This window comes from Shewanella sp. SR43-8, assembly GCF_014163775.1.
In the GTDB taxonomy this organism is placed as follows: domain Bacteria; phylum Pseudomonadota; class Gammaproteobacteria; order Enterobacterales; family Shewanellaceae; genus Shewanella; species Shewanella vesiculosa.
The window spans coordinates 318,456-336,726 of sequence record NZ_JACJDX010000001.1; the positions used below are offsets into that span (position 1 = coordinate 318,456).

The following is an 18,271-nucleotide window of genomic DNA, read 5'->3' on the forward strand; positions in this document are numbered from 1 at the left end:
TGAATCTGTTTGATGTGCAGAGTAACAAGCATGAGATAAAAATTAAGCAAAAAAAACGGCTCACAAGAGCCGCAATCACAAATAATGTGGTTAAAAAGCTTACGGGTAGGAAGTAGCCAAACAATCAGGATTAACAACTAAGTAAAACTTATAATCCAACATCCTTGGATAAAAATCCCGTGCTGCCTGTAGGTGAGCTGCACGGGGTTACAACAGCCACAAAGTGACTAAACTTGTAAAACGGTTGGGACTATAGGTTAAAACTGTTCTTCTTCAGTAGAACCTGTTAGCGCTGTTACTGATGATTTACCACCTTGAATACAGGTTGTGACTTGGTCAAAGTAACCAGTACCCACTTCTTGCTGATGCGATACGAAGGTATAACCTTTCTTAGCCGCAGCAAATTCAAGTTCTTGAACTTTTTCAACATAATGCTTCATGCCTTCACCGCGAGCATAGTCATAGGCTAAATCGAACATGTTGTACCACATGTTATGAATGCCCGCTAACGTGATGAACTGATACTTGTAACCCATGTTAGACAGCTCTTGCTGGAATTTAGCAATCGTGACGTCATCTAGGTTCTTCTTCCAGTTAAATGATGGAGAACAGTTATAAGCTAATAGTTGATCTGGGTACTTAGCATGAATAGCATCAGCAAACTTCTTCGCTTCTTCAAGACAAGGTTTAGCCGTTTCACACCAAATTAAATCAGCATACGGAGCATACGCAAGACCACGAGAAATGGCTTGGTCTAAACCAGCTTTAACACGGTAGAAACCTTCGCTAGTGCGTTCGCCAGTTACAAAGTCACGGTCATATTCATCACAATCAGAAGTCATTAAATCTGCAGCATTGGCATCAGTACGTGCAATAACTAACGTATCAACACCGCTCACATCTGCAGCTAAACGCGCAGCCACAAGCTTTTGTACTGCTTCTTGGGTTGGAACAAGAACTTTACCGCCCATGTGACCACACTTTTTAACCGACGCGAGTTGGTCTTCAAAGTGAACCCCAGCAGCACCAGCATCAATCATCGACTTCATTAGTTCGAAAGCATTCAGTACGCCACCAAAACCGGCTTCAGCATCTGCAACGATTGGTAAAAAATAATCAGTATAATTGTCATCACCAGGGTTAACTTCTTTGCCCCATTGAATTTGGTCAGCTCGGCGGAATGAGTTATTAATACGGCTCACAACCGCTGGAACTGAGTTTGCTGGGTAAAGTGATTGATCAGGATACATGGTGCCCGCTAAGTTAGCGTCCGCAGCAACCTGCCAGCCTGATAGGTATATTGCTTCGATACCTGCTTTTGCTTGTTGTACTGCTTGACCACCAGTAAGTGCACCCAGCGAGTTTACGTAGCCTTTTTTAGCGCCGCCGTTAACCAGTTCCCACAATTTTGCAGCACCCATTTTAGCAATCGTGTTTTCTGGTACAACAGATCCACGTAATGCGACAACTTCTTCAGCAGTAAAAGGACGCTTAACAGATTTCCAACGTGGATTTTCAGCCCAATCTTTCTTAATTGCATCAACCTGTTGCTGACGAGTTAGTTGTGTAGTCATAGTGTCGCTCCTTTCTGTGTGAGGGTAGCAAAGTGAATCGTTCAACTTTGCTTAATTCAGTGGTGTTGTAATTAATATTCTGTTACTGGCATTAAGCCGTTAACAGTTCGTATCCGGGTAATGTTAAGAAATCAACTAACTCATCTGAGGTAGTAATTTGTTCAAATAACGTTGATGCTTTAGCGAACTGGCCTGCATTAAAGCGTTCTGCGCCGAGTTCCTTCTTAACGTTGGCCATTTCTTCTTTCAACATATCTTTAAATAATGCTTTAGTGACAAGCTTGCCATTTGATAGACTTTTGCCATGTTGAATCCATTGCCAAATAGAGGTGCGTGATATTTCTGCCGTAGCAGCATCTTCCATCAAACCGTAAATAGGTACGCAACCATTGCCCTGGATCCATGCTTCGATGTACTGCAATGCAATACGAATATTCAAACGCATGCCCGCTTCGGTTTTTTCACCATCGCAAGGTTCAAGTAACTCACTGGCTAAAATCGGCGCATCAACATCACGAGTAATGTGCAATTGATTGGTTCTATCACCACCAATGTAATCATTGAAAATTTTCATTGCGGTATCAGCTAAACCAGGATGAGCCACCCAAGTGCCATCGTGGCCATTGCGAGCTTCTAATTCTTTATCACCACGTACTTTTTGCAGTACCAGCTCGTTAGTCGCTTCATCTTTTGCTGGAATAAATGCCGCCATTCCGCCCATCGCTAATGCACCACGCTTATGGCAGGTTTTAATCAATAAGCGTGAATAGGCACTTAAAAACTTGGTGTCCATGGTGACTGCTTGACGGTCTGGTAAAACACGGTCTGGATAATTTTTTAAGGTTTTTATGTAACTAAAGATATAGTCCCAGCGACCGCAGTTTAGTGCGACTATGTTTGAACGAAGCTCATAAAGAATCTCTTCCATTTCAAACACTGCAGGCAAGGTCTCAATTAAACAGGTACATTTAATCGTGCCAGGTTCTAAGCAGAAACGCTCTTCAACAAACGCAAACACTTTAGCCCACCAACGCGCTTCCACATGACTTTCTAGCTTAGGAATATAAAAATAAGGCCCTGATTTTTTGGCTAAAAGTTGGCGGTAGTTGTGATAAAAATACATCGCAAAATCAACTAAACCACCAGGTATAGGTGTGCCTTTGTACTCAATGTGTTTTTCAATAAGATGTAAACCACGTACACGAGCAATTAACACTGCTGGATCTGGATTTAACGAGTAATGCTTACCGGTTTCTGGAGCGGTAAAATCAATATCACCACGAACGGCATCGCGAAGGTTAATCTGACCTTCAACAATCTTTTGCCAGCTCGGTGCTAATGAATCTTCAAAATCAGCCATAAACACTTTTACATTGGCGTTTAAGGCATTAATGATCATCTTACGGTCAACCGGGCCGGTAATTTCAACTCGTCTGTCGGTCAAATCATTAGGCATACCACGGATAGTCCAATTGCCATCTCGTATTGCACGGGTTTCAGGTAAAAAGTCTGGTAGTTCGCCATTATCAATACGTGCTTGCTTTTGCTTACGCAGTTTTAGTAGTTCTGGCACTTCATCAACAAACTTGGCACATAACGAATCAAGGAAAGCCACGGCACCAGAATTAAAAACCTCTTCTTGGCCATTAACAGTGGGGCCAATAAAAGTGAGATCGGTTTTAACCGAATCATCAGCATTTGCTGTGGACTTACTGTACTGGGCTACTAGTTGTTCTGCCGTCATAATAATGGCTCCCTAAATGCTGTCTGTTTTGATATTGGTGGTCATGCTTCACTGTATAACGCTATCTACTGCTAACTCATTTATGCCACATTCTTGTATCAACTGAATCACTGTTGTACTTAACGATTGAATGCTTTTTATCGAGCCCAGTAACCGCTTACTCATAAGATTAAGTTGAAGCTGACGTTGAAGAAGCTGACGTTGAATCAAAAACTTTCAAATGTCTGTTTCGTACTAAAAACTAACCAAAAACGTTTGTAATTGCAACAGTTATCAGTTTACCAAAACGTGTTAAAAACGACTGTCATCAGCACAGAAAATTGGTAATACCAAACAACAAAATCACACATAAATACTTGTTTATAAAAAGATTTAACTTTTAGAGCTTATGCTTTAAATCAATCATTGGAAATTCATCTTACCAATTGACCAATAAATTACTTTGGTAAAAATGGTTGTAATAAAAAAACTAACTGTAAATATTGTTTTACATAACTTTAGTCTATATTCGTGAATGAAACAATTTGATAACGTTTTTAGCTTACCCGTACGTAATCACTTTTAATTGTTTTAAAACATAAGCTTAAACAAATCCATTTACAACCCAAATTTAAACAACTGTTTTAAATTAACGTTTACGTCAACGTTAAAAAATACAGCGGTAATGTCATTAAAAATGTGAGTTACGTCACCCGATCAACAAGTTCAGCTATATTGGTTTGTTTTAAATAAAGGTGAATTTTTTTTGAAAAAAATTAAAAACAATCACAAATGGGGCAATAGAGAACCAAAATGGTGCAATAGCAGAGATTTATTGCAGTAATAGCCAAACAATGAAAATGGCATTGCAACTCATGATGATAGGAAAAACAGCCAAAATTCAGCTTGAGGTCGGGCAGAAAGTGACTTAAATAGTCGATAATTTACCGATTAACAATAACGAGACACAGAAATGAATCAAAGAGGGAGTGTGCTTGTTCGTCGTAGTCGTAATAACTTGGTAGAGTTGTTTTGAAGCAATTTGGTGCATAGGGTGTTCATTCTTAGCCCCTACTCTACTTAATAGAGATTATCTGTCTGGTAAGATCTTACCCGTTAACGAGCAGCAGAATATATCACTCGCCTCATATTATTCAGAACAGTCGCTCCTTCAAGATAAATTTTGCCGCAATATTTGCCGCAATATAAGGCAATTTATATCTGCCGCAGTTTGTGAGACCAAATTATGGTTTATTCGTAAGCGATGACGCTCTAAAAATAAGCCATAAACACCACCAGAAGAGATCCGCTAAATGGTATTTGCTATTTAAATAGAATGTGTTTGTTGTAAGGTATTATTCTCGCTTTAGGTACTATCCACATGATTTACAAAATATTTTTATGTAAAAAATGAAGTCGCCACATGGCGTAATAGCGATACAATTACCGTCGTTTTTAACAATAAAATGCACAAAGAGTAAGATGACCTGTGGGATGCTGCTAACCAAACACTAAAAAAGTGCTTTTCAATTATACAGAAATTGAGCTTATACACTTCAAAGTAGCCTATTAACAACTATGCCATTTACTGTTGCTGTGTGCATTTAGTCATAGACTGCATTGCTGATAATGTGATGAGGTTGTAGAACGCATGGTCGCTATCGAAGGGCTTGTGTGATGACTTTTGATGATGATCTCAGCTTAGCTGATGATTAAGGCTTCATAGTGTCGTCATAAGATATTACGCAGTTTCGACCATTATGTTTGGCTCGGTAAAGGGCTAAATCAGCACGATGAATTAAAGGATCAAGGCTTAAGTCATCTTTAGTAACAGTGCTTACACCACAACTGACTGTGACCGTAAAATCGTGTCCAGAGAAACGAGTGTTAATATTGGCTACCTCATTACGAATTCGTTCGGCAAAATCAACAGCCATATCTTCGGCTTGCTTTGGCATAAAGACAGCAAACTCTTCGCCGCCCATTCGGGTAAAAATATCTGTCGGTTTCAACATGCCCTCGATGACATTAGTCACTTTTTTTAATACCCAGTCACCTGTACCGTGGCCATATTGGTCATTAATATTTTTAAATAGATCAAGATCCATTAACACAACAGAGAATCTTTCACCTATTGTTTGAGCTTGAATAAATTCATTTTCCGCCATTTCTTGTCCAGTACGGCGATTAAAAATACCGGTTAATCCATCTCGCTGCGCTTGTTTCATAAATTGATTACGTTGCAGCCAAGCCGAGATCAATAACAATAATAAACCGACAGAAAGACCTACAAGTAAAGTAGAGAACATGATAGATGAACTTTTTTCCTTCATAAACAAATCTTTTTGTTTCATCAGTAACTCGTGATCTTGGATCAAACTGCTATTTTCACGGCTTTTTTCAACACTATCAAAGCGAGCCATTTGATAAGCATTTTCTTTGACTTTCTGCTCATCAAGCAGCTGCTGGCCAAGTGCAGAAGCGACAACTTGAAACTGGTATGCTTTATCAAATTGCCCGCGTTTACCTGCAATTAAAGAAAGAGTTTCGTTAACTCGTTTTTTCACTATCATGTTACTGGGTTTATTAGGTAACGCATTAACCATTTGCGCATACATTTCAGCTTGTTGGTAATCGCCTAAATGAAAATAAATAACACTTAAATAAGACCTTATCTCATTGATTTCAACTTCAAATTTAAACTTTTGGTAACGCTCTAAAGCAACAAGATACAAACTTTCTGCAGCCGCATATTGTCCTTTATCAAACAGCACTGTAGCCAAGCCTCTAATAGACATGATCTCAATTAATGGCAGACCATGATCTTTACAATAAGCTTGAGTGTCTTTAAATAATGCATCAGCTTGGTCAAAATGAGCTAATTTTGAATGGGCCACCGACAGGTATAACATTGAATAACATTGATCTTTTGGGTCTTTACCTTGATTTAAATTCAGCGACAATTTTGCTATACGTAACATTTCATCATAAGCGCCCAGCTGTAAATACACATTCATCAGACGGTTATAAGACTTTATTTTGATACTTTGGTTTTGATAGTTATCAATACGAGAAAGATTTTCTTCCAGAAGAGAAAAGGCTTTTTGGTAGTTGCTAAGCCCAATATTTGCAGTGATTTTCAATAGATAAATATTGGTGAGTTCTTCACCAGTTGGACCGTCTATCAGTGCTTCATCGAAAGCTTTATCTGCTGCGACAAAATGACCTAAATAAAGCTCTTTGGAACCGACCAACCTATGTAGGCGGCTGTGTTGTGATGAGGTAAGTGACGATTCAGAGGCTAATACGGTTTCAATCTTTTTAATTGCATAACCAGTATCTGTCGCCAAATATTGTTCAATAGTATCGAGTTCTTTATCATAATCGATATTGTCAGCTATCGCCGCGCGGCTAAAAAGCAACACGATGATAATAAAAAAATACCTCGATGTATGATGCAAGAATAATTACTCTGTAGGGTTAGTTATAATCATGTACATAGCCATGTCTTTATCACCAACTAACTGGCTCACACGTGCTTTATCTCCCGACATTACAGCGTCAATCTCTTCTTGTGTTAATCCATTTGATTTCATGACAGCACGAGGATCAAGCTTATATGCTTCTAATAACAGGGCATTAGTCGCAAGCTCAGTAAAAAAGGCACTCATGTTTGACATATTGTCACTCTCTGTTTTAATAATTTTATTGTTAATTTATGGGCATAATGACATAACATCTGACAATTCAACACATAAAGTACATTCAACTGATTTAACTAGCTTTTTAAACTTGTGCGTACTTTACACTCAAGTCAGTTTAACAACAAACGCTGATAGTTGTTAACTTGTATCGGCTAACAATTTTAACAAAAAACTGACTATAAAAAAATTAACAATTGCAACTTCACCTTCAATTAATCTGCTGTCTATATCAGGTCAAGATATAAACCAAAACGTTCAGTGTAGAGCACGATTATGCCATATTACCTTTTAATGTTAACAGATACTTAACCTATATCTGATTCGGTAATACCTAACTTAGCCAACATGTCATGGTTTAATGTGATCTGTTTAGCGGGAGGGATCAATAGTGTGCTAATTGGGGTCAATCTAGCCTCAGGTAAAGACGACAAAGCCATGCGCTCGATTACTGGTGATTGAAACGGCAAATTTGCGGCTTCATATATCATCACTTGATGATCAAGAGGATACCATTGCGTTAAGTGCTCAACCAAAATCTGTAACCTCGCTTTAGTGGTACTAAATTGAGTCAAAGTATGTTCACCCGCTAGGGCTATCTGCCACAGTAAAAGATGCGTAGTAGGATCGGGCACATGATGATAAATCATGAACTGAGTCGCTTCAAAACTTTGATGGCCACTATTACCAGGATCGATACCTAAGTCAGCCCACAAACAAGCTTCCGCAGAAATACCCGGTAACATACTCGCATCATACCCCTCCAAACGAGCTTGTTTTATGGATAAATGCCCAACACAAGCAAATACTCCAGGATGACCATATAAGGCGCATACGACTAACTTACCTAGGCGTACTTCACGCAAAACAGCATTAACCATTTCAGCATAAGTAGCACGGCGGTTTTTTATCTCGCCGCATTGTGCGTAATAAGGCTGCAGCGAACGCACGTCAGAATTAAGCGACATTAGCCATCGTTCAGAAAAACCATCGGGCACTAACGAAAACACCACATCAGCATACTCAATATAACTCAAACTCAACGCGCCTATTTGCCCTGCTAACTGCAATCCTGTTCCAACACAAATCAGACGGCCTTTTTTTACATTGGATAATGTTGCACTTTGCGATTGCTGAATAGTCATTGTTGTTTCTTTTTTGAACGCTGCAACTTGGATAAAGTTATTAATAATAAATGCTTAGTTAGATATAGCACTTAATAGTGACATAATTTAGTTCGGTCGTTTAAATTGAACGATTTAACAACATCCTACCAACATTTGCTGTAATGCGTTAAATAAATATGAAAATTTACCTTAGATTTATTTACTGAAAAAATGGAACTTAGGGCGCTAAATTGACTCAAAGCCACAACATCTTTTAATAGACCCTTGTCAGCATAGGGACAGCTTGGGTATGATGACCGACAGAATTTAGGAAGTAGCGCAGACAATGATAAACAAAAAACAAAGTCTTACCCTTGTAAGCGCAGTAGCGCTTTCATTATCTCTTAGCGGATGCAGTGTATTTGACTGGTTAATATATAAACCAGATGTGCCACAAGGCAACTACATGGAAACACAACAAGTCGAAAAACTTCGTGTCGACATGACTAAAGCACAAGCAGAATATATTTTAGGTCGCCCAGTATTACGCGACAGCTTCTCTGATGACACTTGGTACTATGTCTATCATTTCAAAAGTGGTCGAGATGCTAGCATTACTCATAAAGAGTTGATCATTCACTTTAATGGCGACACAATTTCCAGTGTTAGCGGCGATTACGATCTCAGTAAAGAATTTAATACTCCGCTGGAACAAAGCTCATTGCCGTCCGTTAACGACCCAGATATGAAGCCTTTACTACCTGAAATTCGCCCAGATGCAAAACCGTTAGTTGAAGAACAACGTCCGGCATTAAAGAACCAGGCAGAAAATGATAATACACCAACATAAGCCACACAATAACATGTGATTTATGCCAAAAAAAAGCAGGACCTCTCATGAGAGTCCTGCTTTTTTTTTGGCGTTTTTTCATTGCCACACATCAATCGAGTTAACCTTAAACTAGCGTTAACACATGGATAAATTAGCCCAAATAACTGTGCTTAACCTATTTAAAAATTAACATAGACGATTTATTTTGCAAACTTTGCCCTGCTTATTGCATCCATTGACTTGCGATAAACTCATCATTGACCCAAAGGATAATACTCAAAGGCCTAAAGCACATTTTGATAAACGTATATTATTCTAAGTTTAGTTAACTTTAGCACCGGTTATTTTATTAATACGACCTTCATCTTTAGCTTTTTCGGCACGCTTACGGCGAACATCTTTAGGATCGGCAATTAGTGGGCGATATATTTCAACACGCTGCCCAGGAACAAGCACCTCATCATGTTTGGCCTGGCGGCTAAACACCCCAAGCTTAACTTCTTCAAGGTTAATATCTGGAAAAAATTTAACCATATCACTTTGCTTAACGGCTTCAATAAATGTGGTACCTGGAGACACCATCACCGAAATAATTTTCTGCTGTTTTGGTAATGCATAAATAACATCTACCGAAAACTTTTCTGTTTCATTCATCACGATAAATCACCTTTGCCCTATCGGTAAACGCCATTACCATAGACGACATTAAATCTTTAAACACTTTACCAAACGCCATATCAACCAGCATGTTTGAAAATTCAAAATCTAAATCAAACTCAACTTTACATGCATCTTCGGTTAGTTCAGTAAACTTCCATAGACCATGCATGTACTTAAAGGGACCATTTTCCAGTTCAAGTGAAATAGATTTAGCTTGCACCACTTGATTACGAGTAGTAAATGTTTTACTGATCCCGGCTTTACTGACATCAACTGATGCCACCATGGTTTTGCCATCAAATTCCAGTACCTTACCCCCAACACATCCAGGTAGGAAAGCATGATACGATTCAACATCATTGACTAAATCATACATTTCTAAGGCACTAAATCTAACCAGCATACTTTTGGAAATCTTAGGCATCTGACATCACAATCCTTAATACAATAGCGGGATTTTATCACGTTAAACAAAAAAGGCATCTCTGAGAGTGTTAAATCGCGTTGGAAATAACACAATCATCAAGAAACTCGGTATAATCGTTGTAATATCATAAATCTCCCCCATATCTATTATAGTTAGTAAACATAATAGAGTTTATCAAATGGGCTCACTGCGGGTTGTCCAGCACCATCCTTCAGGTCAATAACGGCAATCAGAACGGTAATAATAATGGTAAAAAAGAAATCAGCAAACGCCTCAGCGAGCATCGCACGCAATAAACGCGCGACCTTTGAATACCGCATTGAAGACAAAATCGAAGCGGGATTACAACTTATGGGCTGGGAAGTTAAGTCCATTCGCATGGGTAAAGTCAATTTATCGGATTGTTATGTCTATATTAAAGAGGGTGAAGCTTTTATGCATGGTTGTACTATTCAACCACTGAATACTGCTTCAACCCATGTAATATGCGATCCAATCAGAACCAAAAAACTGCTATTGAAGCGCAGTGAAATTGACAAGCTTGCCGGCTTAATCGAACGTCAAGGCTATACGTTAATTCCTTTATCAATGTACTGGCGCAAAGGTGCCTGGGTAAAAGTCGAAATAGGCTTAGGTAAAGGTAAGAAAGATCACGATAAACGTGAAGACACCAAAGAACGCGAGTGGAAAATCGAAAAAGCCCGCGTAATGAAAAAAGACAAAGAAAACGCTTAATATTGTTAATAGGCCACTGAAACGATGAAAACTGATAAGTTGTTATTGAACATAGGCCTATAACGAACAGATAGTGAACAAACGATTATATTTTGTTAATGGATACTAGGTATTCATCTCACAAAGCGTTATAGTTAACTCAATTGGGGGCGATTCTGGATTCGACAGGATTCACGAAACCCAAGGAGCATGTCGAGGGGCGGTTGGCCTCGTAAAAAGCCGCACCGTTATAGTTGCAAACGACTCTAACTACTCTCTAGCAGCTTAGGCTAGCTAGCCATCAACCACACGTTTCGCACGTGGACAGTGGATTCTGATGGTCATATTACAGTGTGCTAGCGAGGGAACTCCGTCCGGGGGTGAACCGCGAAACAGTACCGGACTCACCAAGTAGCATCCTGTCTTTCGGAGACTGCTTGGTTAAATAAAAGAGAGACTAAACATGTAGTGCCGAGGATGTAGGCTTTCTGGACGCGGGTTCAAGTCCCGCCGCCTCCACCAATTTATAGAAGGGCTTAGCAGCAATGCTAAGCCCTTTTTGTTTGTCTATTTTTGCATGACAACTTGATATTAATTCATTTTTAAACCTAACATCAACGTCGTGGTGCTTCGCCCACACCAGACCAAGAGGAAATCAACGGCTATTCCCTCTTGGAACTCCCAGCCGCCCCGCAACATTTTCAAACAGCGAAAAGGTCGCCATGGGGATTGCTCCAGCTTTTAACTTCATTTGAAACCTGCTTCGGCCTTATTCGAAAATGCTAACGCTTCCGATGGTACATCCTGTACCGCGAAAGCTAAGCTCACATCCATGTGAGCTTCACGCTATTTTCTTCAACGTCCTCAAGTTCAGAGTTGAATCACGCCAATTGCAAGCAAGGTATGCAAATCATTTATGCCCCAAAATGAGTTATTACCTTTAACCAGTGGCATAACTTTTTATAATGATAATCACAGATTGATTTACAAAACAGTAGCTAAAATAAATTAGCCACTTCATCTAATCAGTGAACGTCAGTTGTAACAAATAACTTACAAGCTTGATGGTCGTTTTACTTTGTTAGAATATGTTCATTTCTACTTTTAGAATCTACTAAAATTTCTTTAAAAACCCATCCGCCTTGAAGTTGGTTTGCGCCATTGTAACCAGTACCAGCTTCCCAAGTTACAGTAGAATAAATGTAATAATCACCATCTGGAACGTTATAGAATGAAAATCTACCATCACCATCAGCAATAACTTCAACCAAATAGTTATAAATTCTATTATCTACTAATCCTAATTCAACTCCTACGCCGTAATTTTGCTTTATTACAGCTTTAACAAATTGTGTAGAATAACTAGAAATAGGGTTAAGCATTACCTTATTTCCCGCACAGGTTTTAACATCACCCCCTCTTGTTTTAAGAAAACATTGGCCAGACACATGGTTTTGCCCTGTTCTACTAGCTATTTTAGTATATTCGTCCACTGGCCAATCAACTCTAGGCATCGATGTTGTTTGATAATGACTACGCTGTACAGGAGTACACCCAGCAACAAATAATAAACACACAATAGACAACACAATTTTAGACATCCATTTCACCATTTAAATTATAAATAACTGAAAAGGAATACTACATAACTTTCTATTTTTTGCATAACTTTGAGTTTCTCAATCTCCAGAAATGTGGACGATGTACTCATAAACATTTATGGACAAATGATATGTCTCTTAAAACCTGGACCAAAACCAATTACGGATTCAACAGGGAAACCTGACCAACGTCGACGTGACAATAAAAATACCCCGGGAAATACTCAGGGGCTTAAACCTAGTAAATCCTCCAAGAAATATTGAATACAGGCCTGTTGTAGTGGTTCAGTAGTTTTGACCAGGCATTTGTAGGTAATTGGGGTACTAGAAGTTATCTGAAAACCAAACTTTGTACGATCTTTGTAACACGGAAATGTCCAGATACGTGTGAGAGGAATGCAGCTGACACGTTCGTGCCCCTAGACGTGACAGGGCAAAGAACTATCAAATAATCGAAGATTAATCTAATGTAAGAAGCATAAAAAGTGTCTATAAGTCTCAGACCTTAACTGTTCTGAGCAATTTCTATCCAAAGGCACTTTGTAAGGAGGGATACTTGTTTAACGGCAATCCCGTTATTTACTCACAGATGCCAACCAAAAGTATCGATATTGATGAAATTTTAATTATCATTTTTTACGTAACTTTCTATATGATTTATTAACATTTATTGATTTTATTATAGGAACTCAAATGAAGAGAAAAACCACACTTTTTTTAATATCTGTATCTAGTTCTTTGATTCTGGGACTATGGTTGGGTGCTTGGTATATAGGGATACAACCGAATATATTAAAAAATTTCACAAATCAACCAATAGCAGATTTGTTTAGCAGTATTAATGCTCTTTTTGCCGGTTTTGCATTTTGTGGGGTAATTCTTACTGTTTATTTGCAAATTCAAGAGCTTCAAGATACTAGAGTTGTTCTAGATGAAACCGCCAAAGCAAATAAAATGACTGCGGATTATGCAAAAGAAAATGCAATTGTTGAGCTGTTCAGGACATATTGTAGTGAATATTTTCAAGAAGTTAAAAATTCTTCAATGAACGTCTTAATTCCGGCTGTTGCAAGTAAAGAATACTTTGACTTCTTAGTTTCAAGATTTTTTGTCGCAGAACAAAAACATCTTAACGTAATCTCATGGGAACGCATAAAAGAAGTAAGCCATTATAAAAATTATGATGAATTCAAAGTTGGTGAGCAGCATGATCGGTACAAGCTTGATGAATTGATAAATTTTTTTACTATATTGGCCTATCAGAAAGATGCTATTGATGTAATTGGGCGTTGCGATTTTTCTTATTCATGGTGGCGACCAATGTTCTGGATGATAGCTATAGCACAGGATTCTAGATATCACAGTAATGAGGCTATAAAATTTTATGGGACAAAGCCCTATTTTAAAGAAGTTGTGAAAAGGCTTGATGTAGCTTATGGCCTAAATCCGATTGATAATATTCAAGAAATGATTAGCTTGATAAAAGATCACCCTAAGCTGAACAAGCAATATAACCTTGATCCGAACCATCTAGAACTCAATAGTTGGAAGGTTTAGATATTAATCGCGTGTTAAGCAGATCTCCCCAGGTAAGAGCATGGACTGTCTGACTGTCTTTGCACTACAGCATCATTTGCGGTGGCCATTAGATTACGTGGTTCCGTCGTCTTGTACCCTTGCTTCGCGGGCTGACCTTGCCAACTCACCTTTAGCCTACGCCTCATATGATGTTCTTGTTCATCAGCTCGCAGATTTGCTAGCGGCTTCCTCTAGACCGATCCTCGCGGATAAGCCCTTGCTATTCGCTAGTAGTTAACTCTTAATAACAGTATGTTATTTAAACGGTGATCTTCCTACAGAGGACTTCACATCATTAGTTCATGCCCATGATGGGCGTACACAAGGCGCTGCTGTCGGACAAAAATTCCGCAGGCTCCATTTTTGCCGCAGAGCACGGCGTTATATTTCAGGGGGTATTTGTGCGTGAATTAACAGTTGATGAATACGTGAATGCATTATCGTCTCTTTTAAATAAGACTGGTGTAAAAGTAGAAGCTGGATTTGCGATGTTAAAAGCACATTACTATGAACAAAATCGATTGATTAGCGCAACTAAACTAGCAAAAGCAGCTGGTAGAGATAAATACAATACTGGAAATGAGTGGTATGGTTCATTTTCTAGAAAAATAGCCGAATTACTTAATTTTGAGCCCCTTCTCAATGATGATAAAGACTTACGTTGGACTTATACTATTTGCGATGCTAGCTCATCACGAGATGAAAATAATCATTTTCAATGGATCTTGAAAAGTGAAGTAGCAAGTGCGCTTGAGCAGCTCGGAATAGTAGAAAAACGATATTATGCTGATGCTTTAACAGATATTGATTCAAAAAAAGAATTTATATCTAATCTCCTCGATAAATAAAAGAAAGGTATGTTAAAGCCCGGCTAGGTCAGGGGCAATTTAGAAGTTGGAGTATAAATCATTGGAAGGGCTGCTCGTTAAGTGGTTGTACAAAAATAGAGCTCCTAATTGCTTCTCATATCAAACCATGGAGAGATTGCGATACAAATGAGGCTATTGACCCAATGAATAGTTTACTACTTATGCCTAACTATGATGCACTTTTCGACAAAGGTTTTATAACATTTTGTGACCGAGGGAAAATAAAATTATCTCCTCATCTTGATGAAACAACGGCAAAAATATTTGGCATTAATCCAAACATGGCATTAAGAGAAACCTGTAGAGGTCATATACCTTTCTTAACCTACCATAGAGAAAATGTTTTCCGTTCTAAAATATAAATAAGGATAGGCCGCGGCGAAGCGGCGTCCTTATCCCAAGTGTTGAACAAGCCCGAACACCTAATTTAGTGGGGTTCGGGCTTTGTCTACGGCAGCGATGGTAGATATGCAGGGGCAGTGTAAATTTTAATTGAACCCCATACATTTACTAATCCTACTACCCATTTTTAGACCCTTTGCACTAACGCATTAATGTCCATAAATGATTTAGATTCCTTGATTGAAAAAGCCTAAATTCAGCTTTGAACTTGAGGCCGTTGAAGAAAATAGCGTGAGCTGGCCATGGATGGCCCGCTAGCTTTCGCGGTACAGGATGTACCATCGGAAGCGTTAGCATTTTCGAATAAGGCTGAGGCCGAAGTCAAGTGCGGTCAAAAGCTAGATCAATCCCCATGGCGACCTTTTCGCTGTTCAGAAAATGTTGCGGGGCGGCTGGGAGTTCCAAGAGGGAATAGCCGTTGATTTCCTCTTGGTCTGGTGTGGGCGAAGCGTCACGACGTTGATGTTATGTTTTAACTTGAGATAAGAGTAAAATCGAACCCACAAATTACCCGATCAATACCTTTGAAATAATTCAAAGCACATTAACCATGTGGCGGCGGGCCTTGAACCCTTGTCCATAAAAAAATCCCTGCTGGCATTGCTGCCTGCAGGGATTTTTTGTTAATCAGCCTCAAGCTGATTAATGGTCACATATAACGACTAGTTCAATCGTTATTAGCTTTGTTTTTTAACAAACTTCGATTTCAGCATCATTTGGCCATTGCCATCCACTTTACAATCGATGTCGTGGTCGCCGTCGACAAAATGATTGATCACTGCTTTAGTGCCAACTTTAAGCACGAGTGATGAACCTTTTACTTTAAGGTCTTTGATTAAGGTGACTTTGTCGCCTTCTGCTAATAAGTTGCCGTTGGCATCTTTTAAAATGATAGCGTCTGGATCAACCACTTCTTCATTTGGGTTCCACTCATTGGCGCATTCTGGGCAAATTAACAATGTGCCGTCTGAATAAGCGTACGGAGACTCACATTTTGGGCATGGCGGGATTACATCACTCATATCTTTACTCTCTGTGTTCTTGGCAGTTGTCGAACACGTTAACAGCGCTAATACGCAGTTCGACAGGCTTTATCGATTGGCGTGAGGTAGAAAAGTATCTACCCTGCCGAATATTGTAATGACATTATAATGCTATTATCACAAATTGACTACCCTAGGATAATAAACCAGCTGATCCACTCACCTGCTAACGAAACGATTGGGATTACCACTAACGTCACGAATAGCCTAACAATAGGCGAATTAAAGCTTAGCTTTTTACCTGTGGATTGGGACGACTTTGATTGTCAGCAAAACTCACATCATGCTTTTCGAGATATTCGCGTATAAGCTGACGGGTGACTTGTGATGGGGTGAGATCTTGCGCAGCACACAGTTGTTCAAATGCCTGCTTTTTTAGCGGGTCCATTAATACAGTAAAACGTGCAGTTTTATTTTCCACAGTGGGCTAGCCTTTCATTACGACATGATAATCTGATTATAATCCAGTGTGTGGCTAAAGACCATATTCTGGATTTTTTATTCGCCGTACTATTAGCTAGAGCCATTAGCTTGGGGCATTCACCCGAGTTAAGAAACAACTAGGTTAAACCTAATGATGCCTTAGCCCGAGTGTGTTTATCTGTTACACAATGCTCGCTAAACGGGGTAACAACGCTTTAAAACTCGGTCTTGTTGATGAACTATGCTGCAAGCAATCTTGCACTAACTGGCGCAACATTGTCGCTTGTGGTGTGTTTGGGTTATCGATGAGGTTTAGCATGTCATCGACCAAATAACCAAATGCCCTCACCTCAATCGCTTGCATTAATTGCAAATGCTGTGGGGTGAACTGCTTTAAATTTGAGGCGGCGCCAAAGTCACCAAACAATACGCTATCTTGGGTATTTATCATGATGTTGTGGGCATAAATATCGCCATGGCTAATCCCATTTTGATGTAAATGAACCAAAATATCAGCCATTTGGCTGGCAATATAAGTTATGCGAGCCCAAGTAAATACGGTTTGCGCTTCAAAGGTGTCGCGGCTACAGGTTTGCAACGACGGCGGTAAACCTAAATTGCTATAGTTTGGCGGGATAAGTTGCATCACTAAACCCAGTTGCTCTGGTTGATTAATTTGTGCCACGACATTGATTAAATTTGGGTGTTCGCCGGCGGTTAAGCAGCAATCAAGTTCATCTGCTGGGTAACCATCGCTGGTCACCATGCCTTTAAACAACTTAATCGCAACATCAGTCTGGCAGCTAAAGCTTGCCTCATCCGATTGTTCAGCATGGTGAGTAGCTTGGTAAATCAGTCCAGATGCGCCCTGCCCGAGTAACTGACCTAAAGTAAACTGGCTTAATGGCACTACAGGTACGCGAGTATTATCGCAATGTTCAACATGACTGAACGCGTTACCTGCAAAGGCTAACCAGGCTAAGTTAGGTAACTCAAATAACCAATGTGGTAAAGCGGTAAGCTGGTTAGCCGATAATCGGATCAGGGCTAATTGATGGCAGTTTGCCATGCTATTAGGTAATGCTGTTAATCGGTTACCCGCAAGCGCAAGCTTTTCGAGCCGATGACATTGACCTAAACTGTCTGGCAATTGCTCAATTTGGTTATCGGTTAAAATTAACCAACGGGTTTGTTTTGGAATGGATGCTTCCGGTACGGTGCGAATTTGATTGGCTTTAAAACCTATCATTTCGAGCTTTGGACACTGACCTAATACAGCTGGAAGATGTTCAAATAGGTTATTCGACACAAACAAGATTTTAAGTTGATGTAAATCGGCAAGATTATCCGGCAACGACGACAACTGGTTATTGCTAAGATCAAGTACTTCTAGGGTATCGGCTAATTCAAACAGTTTTGTAGGAAATTGCGTAAGTTGTTCAGCGATACTGACCCGTTGATAACCCAGTAACAAACCATCATTTAATTGTTGCAGTGTCTGCATCATGTTTCTCTTTGCCGAAAATTGTCGCCATAGTAATAGACTGCATCCACGGAGACAAATTTCTGCTAAATTTTTACCAAAAAAAACCACAGCAATAGCTGTGGTCAAAACGGA

At 39.4% G+C, this 18,271-nt stretch carries 16 protein-coding genes and 1 other RNA gene; 6 read left to right on the forward strand and 11 right to left on the reverse strand.

The features are described 5' to 3' along the window. Window positions 1-257 precede the first annotated feature (257 nt). The 5 genes from aceA to H5114_RS01390 form a co-directional block, all read right to left on the reverse strand. Window positions 258-1,574 carry an isocitrate lyase gene (gene aceA / locus H5114_RS01370; RefSeq protein ID WP_182697954.1) on the reverse strand — a complete coding sequence of 439 codons (1,317 nt, stop codon included), beginning with the start codon at window positions 1,572-1,574 and terminating at the stop codon, window positions 258-260. Between the two features lie 91 nt (window positions 1,575-1,665). Beyond that, window positions 1,666-3,318, reverse strand: coding sequence for a malate synthase A (gene aceB, locus H5114_RS01375; protein ID WP_124016837.1), 1,653 nt, complete (start codon window positions 3,316-3,318; stop codon window positions 1,666-1,668). A 1,691-nt stretch (window positions 3,319-5,009) separates the two neighbouring features. Beyond that, a complete protein-coding gene (locus tag H5114_RS01380; protein WP_182722008.1) occupies window positions 5,010-6,758 on the reverse strand; it encodes a GGDEF domain-containing protein in 1,749 nt (582 codons plus the stop codon). Between the two features lie 6 nt (window positions 6,759-6,764). Further along, window positions 6,765-6,977, reverse strand: a complete 213-nt coding sequence (locus H5114_RS01385; RefSeq protein WP_124016835.1) for a hypothetical protein — start codon at window positions 6,975-6,977, stop codon at window positions 6,765-6,767. A 329-nt stretch (window positions 6,978-7,306) separates the two neighbouring features. After that, window positions 7,307-8,143, reverse strand: a complete 837-nt coding sequence (locus H5114_RS01390) for an SAM-dependent methyltransferase (protein WP_182722009.1) — start codon at window positions 8,141-8,143, stop codon at window positions 7,307-7,309. A gap of 307 nt (window positions 8,144-8,450) precedes the next feature. Between H5114_RS01390 and H5114_RS01395 the strand changes: the two genes are divergently transcribed. Next, entirely contained in the window at window positions 8,451-8,954 is a 504-nt protein-coding gene (locus H5114_RS01395; RefSeq protein WP_124016833.1) for an outer membrane protein assembly factor BamE, read from the forward strand. Between the two features lie 303 nt (window positions 8,955-9,257). On the opposite strand, the gene H5114_RS01400 is transcribed toward H5114_RS01395, so the two are convergent. Continuing rightward, the gene (locus H5114_RS01400; RefSeq protein ID WP_124016832.1) at window positions 9,258-9,593 is read right to left on the reverse strand and encodes an RnfH family protein; all 336 of its coding nucleotides are present in this window, start codon (window positions 9,591-9,593) and stop codon (window positions 9,258-9,260) included. Then, window positions 9,583-10,020, reverse strand: a complete 438-nt coding sequence (locus H5114_RS01405; protein WP_124016831.1) for an SRPBCC family protein — start codon at window positions 10,018-10,020, stop codon at window positions 9,583-9,585. Before H5114_RS01405 ends, H5114_RS01400 begins: the two co-directional genes overlap by 11 nt. A gap of 249 nt (window positions 10,021-10,269) precedes the next feature. On the opposite strand from H5114_RS01405, the gene smpB reads away from it, so the two are divergent. Next, window positions 10,270-10,758: an SsrA-binding protein SmpB gene (gene smpB / locus H5114_RS01410; protein ID WP_124016830.1), complete on the forward strand. Its 489-nt coding sequence runs from the start codon at window positions 10,270-10,272 to the stop codon at window positions 10,756-10,758. Between the two features lie 145 nt (window positions 10,759-10,903). After that, window positions 10,904-11,259, forward strand: a transfer-messenger RNA (tmRNA) gene (gene ssrA / locus H5114_RS01415). A 551-nt stretch (window positions 11,260-11,810) separates the two neighbouring features. On the opposite strand, the gene H5114_RS01420 is transcribed toward ssrA, so the two are convergent. After that, a complete protein-coding gene (locus H5114_RS01420; RefSeq protein ID WP_182722010.1) occupies window positions 11,811-12,338 on the reverse strand; it encodes a hypothetical protein in 528 nt (175 codons plus the stop codon). Window positions 12,339-13,031: 693 nt separating this feature from the next. On the opposite strand from H5114_RS01420, the gene H5114_RS01425 reads away from it, so the two are divergent. The 3 genes from H5114_RS01425 (at window position 13,032) to H5114_RS01435 (ending at window position 15,147) form a co-directional block, all read left to right on the forward strand. Then, complete coding sequence (locus tag H5114_RS01425) at window positions 13,032-13,895, forward strand: hypothetical protein (protein ID WP_182722011.1); 864 nt, start codon at window positions 13,032-13,034, stop codon at window positions 13,893-13,895. A gap of 329 nt (window positions 13,896-14,224) precedes the next feature. After that, a complete protein-coding gene (locus H5114_RS01430) occupies window positions 14,225-14,764 on the forward strand; it encodes a hypothetical protein (protein ID WP_182722012.1) in 540 nt (179 codons plus the stop codon). Between the two features lie 53 nt (window positions 14,765-14,817). Further along, window positions 14,818-15,147, forward strand: a complete 330-nt coding sequence (locus H5114_RS01435; RefSeq protein ID WP_310736379.1) for an HNH endonuclease — start codon at window positions 14,818-14,820, stop codon at window positions 15,145-15,147. Between the two features lie 717 nt (window positions 15,148-15,864). Here the strand turns inward: H5114_RS01435 and H5114_RS01440 are convergent. From H5114_RS01440 to H5114_RS01450, 3 genes are all read right to left on the reverse strand, one after another. After that, window positions 15,865-16,209 (reverse strand): zinc ribbon domain-containing protein YjdM, encoded by a 345-nt coding sequence (locus H5114_RS01440; RefSeq protein ID WP_011636566.1) that lies wholly within the window; start codon window positions 16,207-16,209, stop codon window positions 15,865-15,867. 250 nt (window positions 16,210-16,459) lie between these two features. Further along, the gene (locus H5114_RS01445; protein WP_101085561.1) at window positions 16,460-16,651 is read right to left on the reverse strand and encodes a CopG family transcriptional regulator; all 192 of its coding nucleotides are present in this window, start codon (window positions 16,649-16,651) and stop codon (window positions 16,460-16,462) included. Between the two features lie 183 nt (window positions 16,652-16,834). Continuing rightward, window positions 16,835-18,157 (reverse strand): leucine-rich repeat-containing protein kinase family protein, encoded by a 1,323-nt coding sequence (locus H5114_RS01450; RefSeq protein ID WP_259395214.1) that lies wholly within the window; start codon window positions 18,155-18,157, stop codon window positions 16,835-16,837. Window positions 18,158-18,271: the final 114 nt, after the last annotated feature.